This window comes from Paenibacillus macquariensis (assembly GCF_900156375.1).
In the GTDB taxonomy this organism is placed as follows: domain Bacteria; phylum Bacillota; class Bacilli; order Paenibacillales; family Paenibacillaceae; genus Paenibacillus_AQ; species Paenibacillus_AQ macquariensis.
This window is the reverse complement of the sequence record NZ_FTNK01000005.1, coordinates 190,615-210,916: the sequence shown is the minus strand read 5'-3', so window position 1 is coordinate 210,916 and position 20,302 is coordinate 190,615. Positions and strand designations below refer to the sequence as shown.

At 42.6% G+C, this 20,302-nt stretch carries 12 protein-coding genes; 1 reads left to right on the top strand and 11 read right to left on the bottom strand.

Annotated elements, in window-relative coordinates:
* Positions 1-3: 3 nt before the first annotated feature.
* The 11 genes from BW961_RS11810 to BW961_RS11765 all read right to left on the bottom strand — a co-directional run bounded on the left by BW961_RS11810 (position 4) and on the right by BW961_RS11765 (position 17,358).
* A complete protein-coding gene (locus BW961_RS11810; RefSeq protein WP_068587104.1) occupies positions 4-3,141 on the bottom strand; it encodes an alpha-mannosidase in 3,138 nt (1,045 codons plus the stop codon).
* Position 3,142: 1 nt separating this feature from the next.
* A complete protein-coding gene (locus BW961_RS11805) occupies positions 3,143-5,443 on the bottom strand; it encodes a glycoside hydrolase family 3 N-terminal domain-containing protein (RefSeq protein ID WP_068587103.1) in 2,301 nt (766 codons plus the stop codon).
* Positions 5,444-5,471: 28 nt separating this feature from the next.
* Positions 5,472-6,407 carry a carbohydrate ABC transporter permease gene (locus tag BW961_RS11800; protein ID WP_068587102.1) on the bottom strand — a complete coding sequence of 312 codons (936 nt, stop codon included), beginning with the start codon at positions 6,405-6,407 and terminating at the stop codon, positions 5,472-5,474.
* A gap of 5 nt (positions 6,408-6,412) precedes the next feature.
* A complete protein-coding gene (locus BW961_RS11795) occupies positions 6,413-7,345 on the bottom strand; it encodes an ABC transporter permease (protein WP_068587100.1) in 933 nt (310 codons plus the stop codon).
* A 98-nt stretch (positions 7,346-7,443) separates the two neighbouring features.
* Positions 7,444-8,913 (bottom strand): ABC transporter substrate-binding protein, encoded by a 1,470-nt coding sequence (locus BW961_RS11790; protein WP_068587098.1) that lies wholly within the window; start codon positions 8,911-8,913, stop codon positions 7,444-7,446.
* Entirely contained in the window at positions 8,849-9,136 is a 288-nt protein-coding gene (locus BW961_RS29910; protein ID WP_139331618.1) for a hypothetical protein, read from the bottom strand. The genes BW961_RS11790 and BW961_RS29910 overlap by 65 nt, the downstream gene beginning before the upstream one ends.
* A 92-nt stretch (positions 9,137-9,228) precedes the next feature.
* On the bottom strand, positions 9,229-10,743 hold the full coding sequence (locus BW961_RS11785; protein ID WP_068587096.1) for a response regulator transcription factor: 1,515 nt from the start codon (positions 10,741-10,743) through the stop codon (positions 9,229-9,231).
* Entirely contained in the window at positions 10,736-12,562 is a 1,827-nt protein-coding gene (locus BW961_RS11780) for a sensor histidine kinase (RefSeq protein WP_170878558.1), read from the bottom strand. Before BW961_RS11780 ends, BW961_RS11785 begins: the two co-directional genes overlap by 8 nt.
* A 202-nt stretch (positions 12,563-12,764) precedes the next feature.
* Positions 12,765-14,504, bottom strand: coding sequence for a methyl-accepting chemotaxis protein (locus BW961_RS11775; protein ID WP_068587092.1), 1,740 nt, complete (start codon positions 14,502-14,504; stop codon positions 12,765-12,767).
* A 200-nt stretch (positions 14,505-14,704) separates the two neighbouring features.
* The gene (locus BW961_RS11770) at positions 14,705-16,540 is read right to left on the bottom strand and encodes a UbiD family decarboxylase (RefSeq protein ID WP_068587357.1); all 1,836 of its coding nucleotides are present in this window, start codon (positions 16,538-16,540) and stop codon (positions 14,705-14,707) included.
* 122 nt (positions 16,541-16,662) lie between these two features.
* Entirely contained in the window at positions 16,663-17,358 is a 696-nt protein-coding gene (locus BW961_RS11765; RefSeq protein ID WP_326110656.1) for a serine/threonine protein kinase, read from the bottom strand.
* A 178-nt stretch (positions 17,359-17,536) separates the two neighbouring features.
* Here BW961_RS11765 and BW961_RS11760 point away from each other — a divergent pair, with 178 nt between their 5' ends.
* Positions 17,537-20,239, top strand: a complete 2,703-nt coding sequence (locus tag BW961_RS11760; RefSeq protein WP_068587091.1) for an S-layer homology domain-containing protein — start codon at positions 17,537-17,539, stop codon at positions 20,237-20,239.
* Positions 20,240-20,302: the final 63 nt, after the last annotated feature.

The window sequence follows — 20,302 nt, the reverse complement described above, 5'->3', positions numbered from 1 at the left end:
CCTTTATGATATGTTTGGGATTAGTCTCACCGTTTTAATTTCATATGGGGAAAATTGAAGTTCAATGGTTCCCTTGGTCATTTCAAGTTCTTCAAATTGCTCCTCAAGAGCATTCGATACATAAGCATTCTTAAGTGCATTAGGCCAACTTAGAGATACAGTCTCGCGTCCACCAGAAGATTCATAGAAACGAAGAATGATACCATTGCCATCTTCTGCTGGTTTAATGGTATCCAATACCACTTCTTGACTCTTGAATGGAATGAACGACAAGCAAGACGGTAGCGTTCCCTTCCGTTGTTCGCTTACTACAACAGGCATAACATGATTAAGCTCAGCCGCTTTCCTTACCGTATGGGCAGTCCGCCAATCTCCGGCATGCGGATATAGCGAGTAAGTGAACTCATGCTCCCCTAAATCAGCGGTTATGTCGGGCCACTTAGGTGCCCGTAGCAGAGACAACCGCAGGGTACTGCCTTGGACATCATAGCCATACTTACAATCATTCAACAGACTGACACCATATCCTCTTTCCGACACGTCAGCGAAGCGGTGACCACAAACTTCATATTGCGCCTGCTCCCAGCTCGTGTTGCGATGCGTTGGTCGTTCTAGCGCGCCAAAGGGAATCTCATACGTCGCTTTGTCCGTCACGATATCAACTGGGAATCCTACTTTGAGTAGCTTATGTGACTCATTCCAACGTACATGTGTCTTGAAGTCAATTCGAGAATCGTGATGGTAAAATACGATATCTTGCGTGATTTCAGATTGATGAAGCTGCCAGCGGAACCTGAGAATATCTTGTGTACTTCCGGCCATAATCAGCTTCTTCTCAAGCAGCACCGCTTCGCCTGCTCGCTGTTCTTCATATCGTTCATCGATATCCCATGCATCCCACAGTGTAGGACGGTCATGGTAGAAATGAAAACGATTGGCCAGTTCACCAGCCTTCACGATTTCCCTCTGAGCCTTCTTGTCGAACAAGCTTACCATTTCCCCATTAGCATTAAATCGCACGCTGTAGAATGCTGTCTCCCAATGATCCCCAAGCATATTCGGTCGATCCGTAGCATCCGCTGAGACAATCATTTCTTCATCTCTAAGCCATACTATCTTATATCCAAATGCCGGAATACCGGATACACGGACGGACAATTTATCGTTGTCTCCATTTTCTCCACGTATCATATCAGTATCCAGACGTTTACCTTCATGATTATAGAATGCAGCACACGTTTTACCACTTGTTATTTCGCTCTCAATAACAGTATCCCGCTCCCAACCCAAGCTATTGAAGATAAGATATGGGGTACCTGCTCCTTGCGTTGTTATATCAGCAACAAGTTTATTTAGTCCATACTGAAGACCACTGTTTCCTTTTTCGAAAATTTGCGTATATTCTTTCTCAGATGTTTCGTAGGCTTCCGTAATAGCAGAGCCTGGAATAATATCATGGAATTGATTTAGTAAAATCAGTTTCCATCCCTCGTGAAGGATGCCCTGGACTTCACGTTCTTCTGCCTGTGTCAGCAATGGTGCCGCCAAAGCACTCCAAAGTTCCCCTTCACGATACAATATTTCAGCCTTGCGATTGCTTCTCTTGTTCCGTCCGTGCGTGGTGTAGGTTCCGCGGTGAAGCTCCAAGTACAGATCTCCACGCCACTGTGGCAACTTCGGATCCTGCTCTGTTATTGCGCCGAAGAAATCTGCGGCTGTGCTATATCGGACCTCCGGTTGGCCAACCATCAGCTCACCACGCTCTATATATTCAAGCATTTCGCGGGTTACACCACCACCACCATCACCGTGTCCGTACAATAACATTTGTTCATCATGGTTATCTTTTTGTCTATAGGACTGCCAATGATCATGGATATCCTTAGGCATCGTATTCTCATTCACACCATGATTGAGATATGAAAGCATTGGTGTACCATCAATTCCAACCCAGTGGAACAGATCATATGGAAATACGTTGGTGTCGTTCCAGCCAAGTTTGGTGGTCATGAAATAGTTCACACCACCATGCTTCAAGATTTGTGGCAGCGAAGCACAATATCCGAACGTATCCGGAAGCCATTCAATATCAGAAGTCATCCCGAATTCTTCTTTATAAAACCGCTGTCCATAGAGCATCTGTCGCATAAGTGATTCACCACTTGGTATATTCAGATCCGGCTCGACCCACATCCCACCAACTAGCTCCCAGCGCCCTTCTGCAATTCTTGCTTTGACCCGTTCATAAAGTTCCGGGTCGTTCTCTTTGAGAAAAGAAAAGAGCAGTGGCTGGCTCTGCGCATACTTGAAATCAGGATACTCGCTCATCAACGCATCAATGGTGGAGAATGTACGACTGGTCTTGCGTACCGTCTCTCGAACCGGCCACAACCAGGCAATATCAATATGCGACTGCCCAACCATATGCTGAATCCCTTCGGCATTTCCACCAATCTCGTTCACACGCTTCTTCAATTTCTCTTCTAGCGAGATGATTGTATTACCTTCACGTATTTCCTTCTTGTCCATGGCAACAAATGTGTCCATCGTTTCATACAGCGCTTGAATCAGTCGATTACGACGGAAATCCTGCTCTGGTAAAAGAACAGCAGAAGCTCGGATCACGGTTACCGTATGCATCAGGCTTTGAACTGAACGATTAGGCAACACAAGCAGACTACGTACCGAGCGAATCGGCGGCTGAATAACAGCCTGCTGGTTAAGCGGATCTACCGGCTCGGGAATCGGATCATATAATTCAATTTCCAATTCAAGCGTTCTGACGGTGGTTCCTGCCTGCTGTAATATTGGCTTTAACGTCACATACGTATGATTTCGATCAAGTCCCTGACGTGATAAGCCATTTATACGGAGCAAACCCTCTCCACCCGATTCAAACAACAAGCCCGCGTCGCCATTCATCCAGTCTTCCGACAGCTCAACAACTCGTCTGAAGAAGTAGGTCGTCCCCTGCACACTCGGAAAATGGACCAATCCATTCCCCTCTGGGTATAGTGCACGATCTTCGTACTGACCTGGTAGTTTATAGGTCGTTCGGGTAATCTCCCAGTCACTAAGTTCCGATTGTTCGAGCCATTGATGCTCGGACAATTCGCGAATAAATCGTGTAATACGTTCCATATTATAGAACCTCCCTAACCATCAGATCAGTACTTAGTGTGTCATTGACATTCCTACCTACCTGAATCCGGAACAATCCTTCTTCAACAACAGGTTTATAATCGACTCCAATGCATTGGAGTTGCTGTGCAGAAATTGTGAATTCCACCGTTCGGGTCTCACCAGGCTGCAGGGCAACCTTGCAGAAGTCCTTCAGCTCTTTCGCTGGTCTTGTAACCGTACTAACAACATCAGTAATATACAATTGAACCACTTCCGAACCTTCAACCTGGCCTGTATTCGTCAATTCAATTGAAACGGATACGGTACCTAACGGGGACATTGTATCTGCTGTTATTTTTAAATTTGAATAGCTGAATTCCGTATAACTTAGTCCATAACCAAACGGATAACTAGGCTGCGAATCTGCCTCAAGATAACGCTTGCCACGTGAACGTTTGCCGTTATAATAAACCGGGAGCTGTCCTACATGCTTAGGAATAGAGACTGTAAGCCTACCCGATGGATTCACCTCGCCGAACAATATATCAGCAATGGCATTTCCACCTTCCTGTCCCGGGTACCATGCCTCCAGAATAGCATGGGCATGCTCGTCTACCCACGGCTCAGCAATGGGTCTTCCATTAATATAGACAATAACAACTGGCTTGCCCAGTCTATGAATTTCCTGAATAAGTTCTAGCTGCACCCCTGCAAGTTCGAGGGTCATCCGGTCAATACCTTCACCGCATTCCATATCACTCCAAGAATGCTCCGTCACCTTGGATGCCCCCGTCTTCAAGTCGATACTTCCTTCACCAAAGTCGCGGGCACTTGATCCTCCAACCACCATGACAACGGTGTCGGCCTGCCCCGCACAAGCTAGAGCATATTCGAACCCTTCCTTGGAGTCCCCCTTAATCTGGCAACCAGGAGCATACAAGAGACGATCGGGATCATTCTGCAAATGATTACTGATGCCCTGCAGTACAGTAACTACTTTGGAGCGCGGCTGTGGCGATGTATAATCACCCAGTTGATTATATCCCTGATCGGCATTCGGTCCGATTACAGCAATCTTGCCGGTTGACTTTGATAAAGGTAGCGTATTCGCTTCATTTTTCAGTAGAATGATTGCTTCTGAAGCCGACTGCCGTGCAAGCTTAATATGCTCCTCGCTACCGATGACCTTGGCAGCTTTATCCGGGTCAGCATAAGGTTGTTCGAACAGACCCAACTTGAATTTCAGTGTGAGTACCCGCCGTACAGCTTGATCCAACACTGCTGGATCAAGTTTATTCTGACGAACAGCTTCCAGTAAATAGCGACCAAACATTTCACCAGACATCTCCATGTCAATCCCAGCTGAAATCGCCCGTACTGCTGCGTCCATACCATCCTCTGCCGTATCGTGCCCGGAGGCCAACATGTCAATTGCACCACAGTCGGTAATTAACATCCCGTCAAATCCCCATTCCGAGCGGAGAATTGACTCAAGTAATTCCGTATTCACCGTACAAGGAATACCATCAATTTCGTTGTAAGCAGGCATGATTGAGACGGCACCTGCTTCGACAGCCTTCTTGAAGGGTAGCATGTCTACCTCAAGTAATTCTCGAAGTCCCATATGAACAGGACCGGCATTCCTTCCACCTTCTGAACTACCATAAGCAACGAAGTGTTTCAATGTCGCTACCACACTGTCCTCGCTATCCAGACGTTCACCTTGAAGTCCCTCCACCGAGGCAACGGCGAACTCACTGATCAAGTACGCGTCCTCTCCGAAGCATTCTTCTGTTCGTCCCCATCTTGGATCGCGGACCACATCAAGCACTGGAGAATAGGTTACCGCTCCTCCTTGGCTTCTCGTCTCTCTAGCTACAGCTCGGCACATTTCACGGTATAAATCCACATTCCATGTACTACCGATTGACAAAGGTACTGGAAAAACAGTTGCTCCAATGGCCATGTGGCCATGTGAGCATTCTTCACCAATCAGAATGGGGATACCTAGGCGCGATTGCTCTATAGCATACCTCTGGATCGCATTGACAGCCTCAGCGCCTTCTCTCGGAGAAAGTCCTGATTCTAGCGTAACACCTGTCCATGGATCAGCACGTAGTACACCGTAAAGTGAACCGACACCTCCGTTCTTCACTTGAGCCTTGAAAGCCTCCGTGAGAACAACTTCTCCATCGCTATGTTCATAAGTCTGCCAACCGAAAGGTTGAATGAGTTGGCCCACTTTTTCTTCTATAGTCATAAGTCCGAGCAGATGCTCCACCCGTTCTTCAGTTGGCTTACTTCTGTCTTGATAGAACATAGCTCCACTCTCTTTTCTATAAATGAATTTATTCTTTAACAGCACCAATAGTCAGACCCTGAATGAAGTAACGTTGGAAGAAAGGATATGCGAAGATAATTGGTCCAGTCGCAATGACAACCATCGCCATTCGTGCAGTATCTTGAGGCATATTTTGCATAGCACCCAAACTTAATGAGCTATTCTGTGAATTCTGAAGAATGAACTGCATACTCGTCTCGATCCGCATCAGCATCGACTGTAGCGGTACTAGATTTGGATTGTCGATATAGAGAAGTGCATTGAACCAGTCATTCCAATAACCAAGTGTACTGAACAAACCGATCGTTGCAAGACCCGGCAGTGAAAGCGGCAGTACCACTTTTAAGAAAATGCGGAATTCTCCGGCCCCATCAATTTTACCTGCTTCAATAAGGGCATCCGGTACACTAGTCGTATAGAAGGTGCGTAGAATCATAATATAGAACGCATTTAGAGCAAGCGGTAGAACCAGAGCCCAAAACGTATCTTTCAGTCCTAATAATTGTGTGACAACAATGTAAGTCGGTACTAAACCACCATTAAATAACATGGTGAAGAAAGCTAGAAAGGCGAAAAAGTTACGATATTTGAAGCTTTTTCTCGAAATAGCATAGGCATACAATGCAGTGATAAATAGACTTATCAGGGTTCCAATGACCGTGACTGAAATTGTCACGAAGTAGGAATTCAACAGTGCTTCTCCATTCTGAAGTACGTACCGGTAACCTTCCAGACTCCACTGGGATGGAATCAATTGATAGCCATCACGTGCCAGTGCTCCCTCATCTGTAAAGGAAATGATGACAACAAACAAGAAAGGAAATACACAGAGGAAAGCAAAAATACCAGCGATTAAATTGAACACTATATTCCATGAACCTCTAAGGCGATGGATGTCTTTTTCTTTTGGTTTTCTTTTTGACACAGTACTCACTCCCTCCATAGGTTCTAGAATAAGGCGCTATCTTTATCCAATTTACGTACAATATAGTTCGAAGTCATAACAAGAATGAAACCAACAACAGATTGATATAATCCAGCAGCTGTACTCATTCCGATTTCACCCGTTGTTTTAAGTCCACGATATACATAGGTATCAATAACGTTGGTAACGCTGTACAATGTACCCGAATCTCGTGGAACCTGATAAAACAATCCGAAATCGGCATAGAATATTTTCCCGATAGCAAGCAAAGTCATGATCGTAATGATCGGCTTCAGCATAGGAATCGTAATACTACGGATTTGTTGCCACTTACTAGCTCCATCAATCATTGCAGCTTCATAAAGTGATCTATCAATCCCCATGATTGCTGCCAAATATACGACACTATTGTAACCGACAGCCTTCCATAGAAAGATGAGAACTAGGAAATAAGGCCAGTATTTCGGATCAGAGTACCATTGAATCGGATCCATCCCAAACCATCCTGTGATTTGGTTCAGCATCCCCCGGTCCATGCTCAGGAAGCTGAATGCAAAATAACCCACTACAACCCATGATAAGAAGTAAGGTAGGAACATTCCTGTCTGATACACTTTGGCGAGCTTTTTATTCGCGATTTCAGACAATACCACAGCAAGAACTACGGACATGATTAGACCTAACGTAATAAATGCAACATTATATAGTAACGTATTTCGTGTAATGACATACGCATCATTCGTACTGAACAGAAATTTAAAGTTATCAAATCCTACCCACTTGCTTTGTACTATACTGGCCAAAAATCCGTCTCTACTGTAACGATACTGCTTAAATGCAATAATCGTTCCTAGCATTGGCAGATAAGCGAAGAATAGGAACCAAAGTGTTCCTGGCAATACCATAAGCAGCATGACTTTGTTCTTGAAAAGATTCTTTAGAAATCCACCGATCATAAATATCCCTCCCATTGGGTTATAACGAATAAGAAAAAAAAGAACCGGGTGAAGTTAGAAAGCACCCGATTCTTTCAGATTCAAACTTCCTGTGCTTGTTACTTCTTAGATGCAACCCATGCGTCAACTTGTGTTTGTGCTTCAACCATAATTTTGTCCAATCCGGCAGCTTTGAGTTTCTCAAGCGCTTTTGGTAAATATACATCTGGATCAACAGTACCTGTCATTAAGGAGGACCAGAATTCCTCTTTCACGTTCTGTACAGCTGCAATTTCATTAATGATCTTCGAAGTGTCGAAGTTGAAACCAAGCAATGGTGCATTTTTACCTGCATCATTAAACGTTTTGAATTCATCCCATTTGTTCTCAGGGTCACCCTCGTTCAAATAAGTAAGTAGAACGTTACCAATTGAGAATGTAGGGATATCATAGTTTTTAGATTCTGGCAAGTTCTTCATCATGTTCTCGCCGATTTTTTCATAATGAACCTTCTCGATCCCGGAATCTAACAGATTACGTAAATACTTATCCGTATTGAGTAGATTCAGGAACTCCATAGCTTTCTCAGGATACTTCGAGTTTGCTGAGATTGCCTGCATGGAACCCATAACAGACCAGTTAAACACGATAGAATCGCCCGCAGGAGTGGATACTATAGGATATCCATAACTAGCCGACCATTGGTTGTCCGCAAGAGGCTGAGTAGAAGCACGGTCCATTAACCACTTCCCAGTCTTCATCAGATCATCTGTCGAAGTCGTGGTAGCTGCTTCAGGAGAGATATATCCTGCTTTGTAGTACTTATGCATTGTTTCAAGGCTAGCCTTCAACTCCGGTGTTTCCAAAAGGTTGAGAACTTTATGGTCTGTTGTATCCAATTTTACTGCCATCGGCATTTTCTCGATTAGGTAATCGAAAGGCATCAACGGCATGTAATCCTTGCTCATAGCAAATGGCGTGATGTTAGGCTCGTTTTCTTTGATCGTTTTGAGAAGCGGCTCTACGCTATCTAAGGATTTAATCCCGCTAATGTCGAGTTTATATTTATCTAAGAGATCCTTGTTGAAGCGCCATGCTTCCAAAGCTGGTAGCTCTTTGTTGGCTGGAACGCCATAGTTCTTACCATCTACTTTGGAACCTTCAAGGAATGCTGGATCCAATGTTTCCGTAATCCCTTTACCTTCTTTAGTCAATAAATCATCAATAGGCGTAAATGCGCCTTTTCTAGCATTCTGTACATAATCGAAGGCCCATGAGCTTGTGAATAGAATATCCATTGGCTCGCCAGATGCAGCCATAACCTGCATCTTTTGGGAATAATCACCGTAGTCGATCATTTTCATCTTCACGGTAGCGTTTATTTTTTCTTTCGTATATTTATTCACTTCAGCTATAACGAGGTCTGTATCCTTCTGTGGTGCACCGATGGTATACCAGATTAGTTCAACAGGCTTCTCGGAACTTCCACCGTTAGCACTATTGTCTTTATTTCCTCCACAAGCGCTAAGCGTTAACGTACAAGCCATCAACGTGGCCAGCATAATAGTAAAGCTCTTTTTCTTCTTCATTTGTTAATTCCCCCTCTGTTCTGTATTGTTTCTCCACAAATCCCGCCATTGCTATTACAGTAAGTACGTCAGCCTGTACACTCTGTTTGCCTATCATACTGTGCTTAACGACTATCTTTACTTTAGTAGATGTAAGCACTTTCAAATAGAGGAGAAACTTAATAAATGGTGTAGGAATTAAAGAAAATAATGTACTCAAAACAAGAAGAAACGGTTGTCCCATCCTAATAAGGCCAGCACAACCATTTATGCGAAAATATAAAATAAAACAGAAGCCATTCCTTTTATTTCCTTATAGTCCTTATTTTTCAAAAACTAAAGTAGCCCTTTATATTCGACCGGAGAAATTCCTACATATTTTTTAAATTGTTTATAAAAGTATCCGCTTTCTAAATAACCTACATTTGAAGCGATTTCATGAACTTTCAGGTGAGTCGTTTTAAGTTGCTCCTTAGCCATTTCCACACGATATTTATTAATGTATCCGGTGAAAGTCTCGTTCGTCTCCTTATGGAACAGTTGCCCCAAATACACGGGATGTATATTGTAGGCTGCACCTAATGTCTTGAGGGAGAACTCTCCGGCGTAATTCTCATGAATATACTTCAGTACCTGCTGCACAACCGGGTTCTTCACATCTCTTACCAGCGCATCGATAACACAAACAGCCACCTCTTGGATCGCTTTAATCAGATCACTTCCCTTACTTGCTTCCCTGACCTTAGTAAACCCCAAGGTGAAAGGTTCAGATTCTTCCTTGTGATTAATTCTCTTTAATTCCATTTTAAATCGTATGATCAGCTCAAGTGCGATATCCTGTAGACGGGTTGGTGTCATACCTTCCAGTCTCTGAATCTCTTCGAAATCCTTCCAGATTCGCTCTTCAAGACTTTCCGTCTCTTTCGCCAAAATAAGCTTGACGTATTCTGACCAGTCTATAGGGAATTCCGATTTGAATGGACCTTCGCTAAGTGGAAGCTCACTATAATCCATAATCGCTCGTTCGGGATAGATGAGGAAATATTCCATTGCTTTTTTGGCCTCTGAATAACTTCGAGAAGCATGTGGAAGCAAAAAACCTACGCTACCCATAGAGATTCGTACTGGACTGAACGCAGAGAGTTGCTCATGTATATTCTGAAGAAGATCCTGCAACCTCTCTTCTTCAATGACCTCCATCGTGGAGAGAATAACGATGTCCCCATCAATATCACGAAATGGCGTGAATGAATCATCGTTATCCAACAGCCTCGCAATCAAGTCGAATACCTCATCGTCTGCCTTCTCCATCCGTACAATGGATACTGCTGCCAAAGGGCGCTTAAGTTGAATCCCAAGAAGGTCTGCCCGCTCATTGAACTCCGTCGTTGCCATGTAACCCTTCAGCCAGCGGTGCAGTATATTATCTTTTAATATTTGCACACCCTTACTATCAAACCATTGTTCCTCATGTAAAAGATTCAACTTCTCTACGACAGTTCGTAGTGTAGACTTCAACTCTTCAATATTTATGGGCTTCAGTAGGTAATTCTCAATCCCAAGCTTCATAGCTTCTTTCAGATAATTAAATTCACTGAACCCACTAAGTATGATCGCTAGTAGATTAGGATGGATCTCCCGAGCATTACTGATCAACTTCAGCCCATTCATGACTGGCATGGAGATATCTGAAATTAGCAGATCTACAGGTGTATGTCTCAAAATATCCATTGCCAGCTGCCCATTCTCCGCATGCCCCACAATTTCCAATCCGAAATCCGCCCAATTAATAATGTTATACAATCCTTCAAGGATAAATGGTTCATCATCCACAATAAGTACTTTATACATACTGATCCCCCTCCCCTTCCATATCGGGAAACCTTACAGTTACCGTCGTCCCGTTGTCTAATTCACTCTGTATATCAATCCCGTAAGGCGCACCATATAATAACTTCAGACGAGCATGTACACTACGTAATCCGAATGATCCTCCTTCTTCTTCCGGCTTGTCCAGTGAATCTTTTATTTGTGCAAGCCTTTCCGACTCAATTCCTCGTCCGTTATCCTCAATAACTACCTTGATGAATCCTATCTCCTGTAGAACCCGAATCGATAAGTGATTATCAGTCCGCTCCGTTCTTATCCCGTGTACGATGTAATTCTCGATCAATGGTTGCAGTGACATCTTCATAACGACTCTTGAAGAATGAATCGGATCAATTTCGATTTGGAAAGAGAATTTATCCTTAAATCGAATTCGGAACAGTTCGAGATAAAGACGGCATGCCTCCAGTTCATCTTTGAACAAATGAATTTCTTTCTGCTGGACAAGGCTTTTGAACAACACGGATAGGATGTAGATCATTTCACTCACATCGTCAGCACCCTGAGAGATAGCTCGCATACGGATAACCTCAAGCGTATTATAAAGAAAATGGGGGTTAATCCTTGCTTGCAGTGCCGCAAGCTCTGTATGTTTTTGCTTGATTTCTGCTTTAAACACCCTATCGATATAGAGATTGAGGTCATCCATCATATTGTTGAAACTCTTCGATATTTGCCCGAGTTCGTCTTCACGATTGTCCTCAATGCGAGCCTCCAAATCACCGTTCTTCACCTTACGTGTGAACTTAATAATTCTACTTGTCCGCTTAGCATAGTTAGCTACGAACAGCGCTGGAATAACAATAGAGATGATAATACAAAGCGCGCCGATCATAATAATCGTATTCCTGAGACCGTTATAAGCTTGTCCAATAACATGCTTGGGCACAACACCAATTACCATGTAACCGCCTTCGTTCGAGGTTAGCTTATTAATATACATCGCCTTATCCACCGGCTGGGTACTTTTGTCGCTATAGAGAGATAATTGTTCAGTATAAGGGTAACTTTTTTCATAATATTGAGAGGAAGAATCATACAATACCCTCCCATCTACCGATATAACGGCAATGTCGCCTTTTAATTTACCTTTATAACTGGACAGTACATTAGAAATCTTATCAGCATCATAAAAAACTAATAATTGACCTATATTTTTCAATGTCATTTTATCATTAAGCGGGACACGGACGGAGAACAGTCGCGAATCCCACTGATTAATCGCTGTACGAATCCACACGTTTGGCAGCGAAATATGTGTACTTTCCTGCGCCATACTATCGGGGATATACGAATGAGCAGCATTTGTCGAAACCATATTGAAATGCTTATTCTGATCAAAGGTGAATAGGTTCTGCTGATCAGCACTATATAACATTAAGTTGCGTATATCCGGATCGTTGTTAAGCTGATCTTTTAGAAATTCTAGCACATCCGTCGATTTGTCTGCATTATCGTTATAATATTGGTCCAACTTATGTTGAGCATACTCTTGAAATGGATGTGTCAAGAAAAATGACAGATTGCTAGACAATGACTCATTACGGTAAGTAGCTATCGTCATATCTTTTGCCGCGACATACTTAGCATCTAGGTATTGACTCACACTCTCCATCGCATTCTTTTGGATATCAAGTTCTTTCTCTACGATGGATTGAGACATAGAGCGAAACATCAAATAGGACAAGGTAATGATTGTAACGATCGTAATACCGGAATAAAGCGTTATCATTTTTAAGAACACGTTGTTTTTAAAATAATTTCTATATAGTTTCCTGACCATCACCATGCCCCCCACATTGTTTAACGGTTTTATTATAACAAGGTATTATAGTAAATAGGACATAAATTATCGAAAAAAGTCGAATTTGCGAATAACTTAGAATATAACTCTAGTAAAAAAAAACAACAACCAGGCCTTTTACAGCCCAGTTATTGGCATATGATATGTCTATGAGTGTATTATTTGGAGCAAATCGCCTTCTTCATTCCAATCTAAACTTGCCAATCTCATTCTCTAGATCATGTGCCATATCCCTAAGAGTTGTAGCGGAACTCGAAATCTCTTGCATCATAGCCATTTGTTCCTCGGAAGAAGCTGCGACGTTTTGTGAATTCTGTGATGCATTTCTACCTATTCTAGCAAGTTCATCGAGTGAAGCTGCGACCTGCTCGCTCCCAGCGGACATTTGTTCCGAAGCTGCCGAGACTTCCTGTACTTGTTCATTAACGCTCTGCAAAGCGCCAACGATCTCTTGGAATGTCTCCCCCGCTGAATACACGGATTGGATCCCTTGAGTAACTTGATCCATACTCGTATTCATAGCTCCCGAAGCACGGTCGACATTTGTAACAATATCCGTTAACAGAATTGAAATTTGCTGAGAAGAGTTATGTGATAGCTCAGCCAAATTCCGAACTTCATTTGCAACGACAGCGAAGCCTTTACCATGTTCTCCAACTCTCGCTGCTTCAATAGAAGCGTTCAGTGCTAACAGATTCGTCTGTCTTGCAATGTTAGTAATAATACCAAGAATCTTCTCGATTTCTTGAGAACGTTGCTGAAGTTCGGCCAATATATCGACGGTACCGGATACCGACGTATGAATGGCTTCCATTTCATGCACCGATTGATGGATAACTTTATTACCTTGCTCGGCGTTTCCTGTGACCTCATTAGCATGTTCAGACAATCTCGAAGAGGACTCCGCAATCCGCTGAATTCCAAGAGCCATTTCTTCCATGGCAATTTGGCTTTCCATAGCTGACTGCATTTGTGTCTCCGAACCGTACGCTACTTCTTGAATTGAATCTGCGATTTCCTCCGCTGCCTTTGAAGTCTGATCTGCACTCATCGTCAACGCATTCGAGGAAGCGGCAACGTTTGAAGATGTTGACTGTACGTTAAGAACTAATTGACGGATATTGCTAATCATAGTATTAAAGTTACCGGATAGTATTCCAACCTCATCCTGATTGTTAACAGGGATCATTACAGAGAGGTCTCCATCGGCTACTTGTCTACTCAGTTCAGACAACTTTCTAATAGGGCGAAGTGTAACTCGCACTAGATAAATGGTCAACGCTACGAACAGAATAATAAGAACTGCTCCAATGATAATCGTCACTTTCAGCTGAGAATTTTGCTTCTTCTGTAAGAGTTCGTAGTTGAAGTCGACTCCAAATATCCCAATTCTGTTCCCTTTATCATCGTTAATCGAGCTGACAACGCTTACCCATTCGCCAAATTCATCTGTATATACATCTGATGATGCATATCCGTCTACTTCCATCTTAGCTAACGCTTCAGCGAAAGCCCCCTTTGCCTCATAACTAGTACCTGGTAAAAAGTCGGTTTCGTACAATTCTTGATTACCAAGTATTAATTTAATCTTTTTATGATCACCGATTGTCTCCAGATCGGGCATATAAATATAACTATTCGAAATCATCTGATTGCTTTTCATACTATCTAACTGCCTCTGTAATTGTTGAACACTTTCATCCTTCATGGGTTTGTCTGATGCGATCAACGTTTTTGCTTTCTCTATCGCTGGAATATTCTGAACTATCAAATTATGTAATGTCCATTCCATTGTAACCATTTCATCAGCTTGTTCCACCTGTAGCCGTTCGAAAGAAATATATGCCATTGTACTCCCTAGCAAAACAAACAACAATGATAAAACAATACTTGATTTAAAGATTAAACTTTTTGTATTCATGATCTGCCTCCTCGTAATGCCATGTTGTTTTTAATTTAAGATATTAAAATTTGTGATACTCTCTTATATCGGTATTTATAGTCCTAAATTGTATGCTCAATTTTTCCCAAACAACAGGGTTCAACGCGAACATTCCCTATACAAAAAAACGCCAAAACCCATGTTTTATCAAGGATTTTAGCGTTTGTAACTCACCCATCTCAGTCGATCTTTAACCCACCTAAACTAGCCCCTTTAGCAAATAATCGTTCGATGGTCTTCGTTACCGCTGGATCGGCTATTAATGGAGGTGCTTGATGTGGCTTAATGCGTGCATCAATTATCACATTGTCACAAGCCCAATGTTTGTTCTCATAACGACCGTTCACACCATGAATGTCATGAGAAGGATTGCTTCTCGTGAATGTGACCCAGAGAAAATTCTGAATTGTCGCACTTATGAATGAGCTGTCATCACTCAGAATGATCATCGGACAAGATGGGATCGCTCCCTTTGCTTGGATAGCATCCGATAAATCTTGTAACTCTTGTTGCGCTTGACTATAATCGATAAATTTAGACCCTTGAATCACTACAATCCCAGGCATCACTAATTGCGCATTTTCGAATCCACGGATTTCTTTTAAAGCATCGGGAACCTCTGTACATAAATCTCTCTTTTTATCTCCATAAGCTGCGAATACTACTTTGCTACCACTATTTAAACCCGTACCTGAATAATCTAGTGTATCGATGGTCGTATTGGTATGGAAATGAATATCTCGATTTAAGTCAATCCGTTCCAAAATATACTTTAAAAACGCTACTTCATTGTGCGAATCTACAGGTTGATTCTCTTCCGCCGTTATGAATAAATACTTCGCCAAGCTCAGTTGCCCTGTACCTAATATACGGTTGGCAATCGTGAGTATTTCTGTCGGCTGTTTCACTTTCTGGTATGGGGTGTATCGCTCACTACCAATCGCAAACAGCAACGGATGTACACCAGCCGCATCGACAGCATGTACTTCTTTGACACCTGGAATTTCTTGTTTGATCGCGTCACCGGTTAACTCATGAATAAGTTCTCCAAATGCGGTATCTTCCTGTGGTGGACGACCCACAACAGTGAACGGCCAGATGGCATTGGGCTTAGCGTACACTTTATGCACTTTCATGACTGGGAAATTATGGGTAAGGCTATAATAACCCAAATGATCTCCAAAAGGACCTTCTGGTTTCGTGTCCTCAGAATGGATTTCTCCAGTAATTACAAAATCAGCATCATTACTGATACAGTAACCATCAACATAGCTGTAACGAAAATTACGTCCTGCAAGCAATCCAGCGACCGTCATCTCGCTAAGACCTTCTGGCAACGGCATAATGGCTGACAACGTGTGCGCCGGAGGACCTCCTACGAAACAGCTCACTTTCAGAGGTGTTCCTAACTTGTTCGCCTTAGCTTGATGTACGCCTATTCCGCGGTGAATCTGATAATGTAAGCCAATTTCTTTATTCAATTCATAGTCATTTCCACTCAGTTGAACACGGTACATCCCTAGATTAGAATTCATGATTCCAGGTTTCTCAGGATCTTCCGAGTACACTTGCGGCAATGTGATAAAAGCACCGCCGTCCATTGGCCAATGTTGGATCTGTGGAAGGTCGGATATTTGAATTTCCTGTGCAATAACTGAAGGAGTCCCGAATTTCTTCAAAGGAAGAGCTTTCATTGCAGCAAATCCATTTCCGATATTTCTAAAAGGTTGTTTCAACGCCTTCATTGGATCGTCACGTAAAGCCATGACGTTCTGTACAGACGTCCAAGTATTTCGAAAGATAAACTTACTGCGCTCTATTGTTCCAAATAAGTTGGAAGCCGCTCGGAACTTCGAACCTTTTACATTTTCAAATAACAACGCTGGACCACCAGCCTCATACACTCTCATATGAATGGCCGCCATTTCAAGATATGGATCTACCTCTTCTCGAATACGAACCAAATGTCCATGTTTCTCTAAGTCGATAATACAATCTTCTAAATTTCGATACAATGGAATGACTCCAATCTGTACTGATAGGTTTAGTGAACACAAACAAGCTCCCCTTTGTGGGGGCTTATTCCGCTATTTTACTAACGTTAAAACAAATTCAAGATAAATGTCAATCGATTAAGTCATCTACGCCGCCAAAGCTGATATCCCTTTCGTACCGCCTCCAACACAGCGCCGGGAACCGGAAATAACCATAGAGACGCTATAGGACGATACAGGGTATAATATGCTTTCTTGAAATCATCCCACATGTTGCAATCTTCTTGCTTCAAGAAGTCAGACACATCCACGACCAGACCACGGCCATCCTTGATCATGATATTTTTACCGTGTACATCGTGTGGACGAAGTTCACGCGAACAAGCATATTCTAAAGCTCCGTCAATATCCTGGATAGCCTGTTCCGATACGGGAATGCCTCTTTTGATACAATCATAGACCGTGACGCCATTCAGTCTCTTCAATATAAGAAAGTCCGTTCCGACATAATAGCATATGGAGTACGCTGGATGATCGCCAAGTCGCTTGTATACCTCAGCTTCTTCCTTTAATCCAGGCCTTCCCGGAGCATAAATTTTCACAGCATAATCTTCATAATCTGGGTGAGAGAATACTGCCGCATAATTCCCTGCTCCTAGCAATAACCAAGGCTTAGGGAGCCACCAAACCTTCACGGGTTCATCCGGACGGACGCTCTCTGACGACAACTCCTCCAACAATTCCCTCGTAACCAGTTCTCGTAACTTCATTATCTCTTCTTCTATTTGTTTCTGAATTCGATATCTACCCCATTCTAATACATTTTGACCTACTATCATTCTCCCACTGATAAAACAAATAGTCACTGATATAATTCATTCAATTTCAGCCATTCTTTATTCTAGATTCTCGATAACCGCTAACAAAACCTTTACCTCAAGATGACATTCCCCAAACACTACTTCATTAGACTAATAATTCGACAACTTAGCTTTACAGAAAAGAGGAGGAAGATTTATGTTAGCACCTTGGTTTAAACAGAACAATAGAAAAGTGACCCTACTTTTCTGCATCATGACTATTTTAATAATCACGTTGCTACCGTTTAAAGAAGTGAATGCGGCCATCGCACAAGAGACCAGCTTTAAAGTAGCCGTCCTGCCGGACACGCAAATGTATTCGCGTTACAATAAGGATATTTTCATTTCTCAAACAGAGTGGATTGCGAAACATCAATTCAGCGATAACATTAAATTTACCGCGCAAATCGGTGATATTGTTGACCGTAGAAATCAAGATTACGAATGGAATAATGCCCTAGATGCTTTTAAATGGTTTAAGAACTATAGTGTACCTTTTGGATACCTAGCTGGGAATCATGATGTTAATGAATCGAAGTGGGACGATCAACGTGACCCCGATGAGAATTTCATGAAATTCCTACAACCATCAACCTATATGGCAGATATTCCTGGTTTCCAAGGGGTATCTGATTCCGGATACTGCTCTTATTTCATATTCGAAGGTGCCGGTAAACAGTATTTGGCACTCTTCTTGGATTGGAGAACTTCCGATGCCTCCATTGCATGGGCCCAAAAAGTATTGAAGGATCACCCCGGCCTTCCCGCAATGGTATTCACACATCAACTTCTAAATGTTGAGGAAGATGGTAAAACAGCCTTTATTACACCCGAACATGGTCAGAAATTATGGGACGATCTGATTAAGAAGAATGATCAAATTTTCTTAGCGGTAAATGGTCATCATCATGGTTCTGCACACATGATTAAGAAAAATAATAACGGGAAAGACGTTTTGATGATGCTTGTTGATTTTCAAGGCGCATACATGGGCGGAAATGGATGGTTACCCCTACTTAATTTCGATATGAAAAAAAATGAAATTAACGTATCCACCTTTTCCCCATGGGTTACGAATATACCCGAGGATGAGCGTACTGAATTCGATATGGAACGTTTAACGGATGTAAACAATCAGTTTACAGTAAAAATGAACTTCGAGAATCGATTCGGATCATTCTGGGGTGCGCAAAATAAAGCACCGATTGCAAAAGCTTCTGAATTTGAAACAAAGAAAGATCTACCTCATAAAGGTACCTTAAAAGCAAAAGACGAAGATTTTGATACACTGAGTTATCGTATTACAAATTCAGGAATGCTAGGAACAGCAGTTATTACCAATCCTTCCACAGGCGCTTTCACCTATACTCCGAAAGCAGGGGTTACGGGTAGCGATACCATTAAGTTTACAGCTAATGACGGAAAAGCCACTTCCGCAGAAGGAACCATTAGCATCAGTATTACAGATCCAAACAGTAACCAAGGTGTGGTTGCCCATTGGCGATTCGAGAGTGATAAATCTCTTGACGGGAAGCCACTTACAGGCGACGGAGCCGTTGTCGTGAAAGATTTATCTGGCAACAACAATGATTTGCACCGAGTGGATGAAGGGAAAAGTAAGCCGGAAGACATGATCTGGTCCGCGGACAAGCCTATTAATTCAGCTACGAACAACAGTATTCGTATTTTCGGTGATAAGACCGCAGGTAAAGCTTCTTACCTGAAGACCGATGACAATGCTAAGGTTAATGCCCTTGAATTCGATAAAGGATATACGATCGAAGCCTATATGAAAATCGCTCCTGAATGGGATCCGAATAAAAACGGTTGGATGGGTATTCTTACTCGTGAGGATACGGGTAGCGATATCGGTAATACTGGGGGCGACAAGGATGAGCCAACGGCTACGTTAGCTATATCTACCCTAAGAGAGATGCAATGGTCCGTATTTCCCAAAAAGAATGATGATAGTGTTACGAACTGGTCTGGAGAGCTCTTCTTTAAATGGCATCATGTTGCCGTTGTAAATGATGGTGTGAAGACGATCATGTATATTGATGGTGCTCCTGTACTTCGCAATCCAGATGGCGAACAAGGCGGTATGATGACAACAGGGAAACCTTGGGTTATTGGATCCAACCAATATGACCATGGTCATGAGGGATCTTTTAACGGATGGATTAGTGAAATTAGAATTACAGACCGTGCGTTAAAGAAGAGTGAGCTTCTGAATATGCAAAATGAGTCTACTCCTGTTGTTGGAACTTCGAAGCCGCAGGTTGAGTCTCCTAAACCTACTGAAACACCATCGGCTCAGCCGCTAGAGTACAAAGATATGAACATTCACTGGGCTAAAGAATCTGTCGCGCAATTAAGCAAGAAGAAACTATTGAGTGGATTCTCTGACAAATCCTTCAAACCAGACAACGGAATGACCCGTGCAGAATTAATTACTGTTATTTCACGATACTTAAATTTCGATAAGACTAGCGCTGAAAAGACCTCATTCAAAGATATTACTAACCATTGGGCATCTAATGCCATTTCCACTGCTGTTGAGAAAGGGATTGTGGCAGGTATCGATGCTACCTCATTCGGACCGGACAAGCAAGTAACAAGAGAGCAAATGATGGTCATTCTCGTCAATGCTTTCGAATTGTCGGGTGATGGAAGCAAACATACGAACACATTTAAAGATAACGCCAACATATCCAGTTGGTCTAACAAGGCCATCGCAACGATGGTCGAGCTTGGTCTAGTTAACGGATATAACGATGGAACCATCCGTCCGAAAGATCCTGCTACTCGAGCAGAGGTTGCAACCATTCTTGTACACCTGATCGACCTCATCGAGAAATAATTAATAGAGTAGAAATCAAAACGGTAGATCGCCTAATTAGCGATCTACCGTTTTGTCATGTCC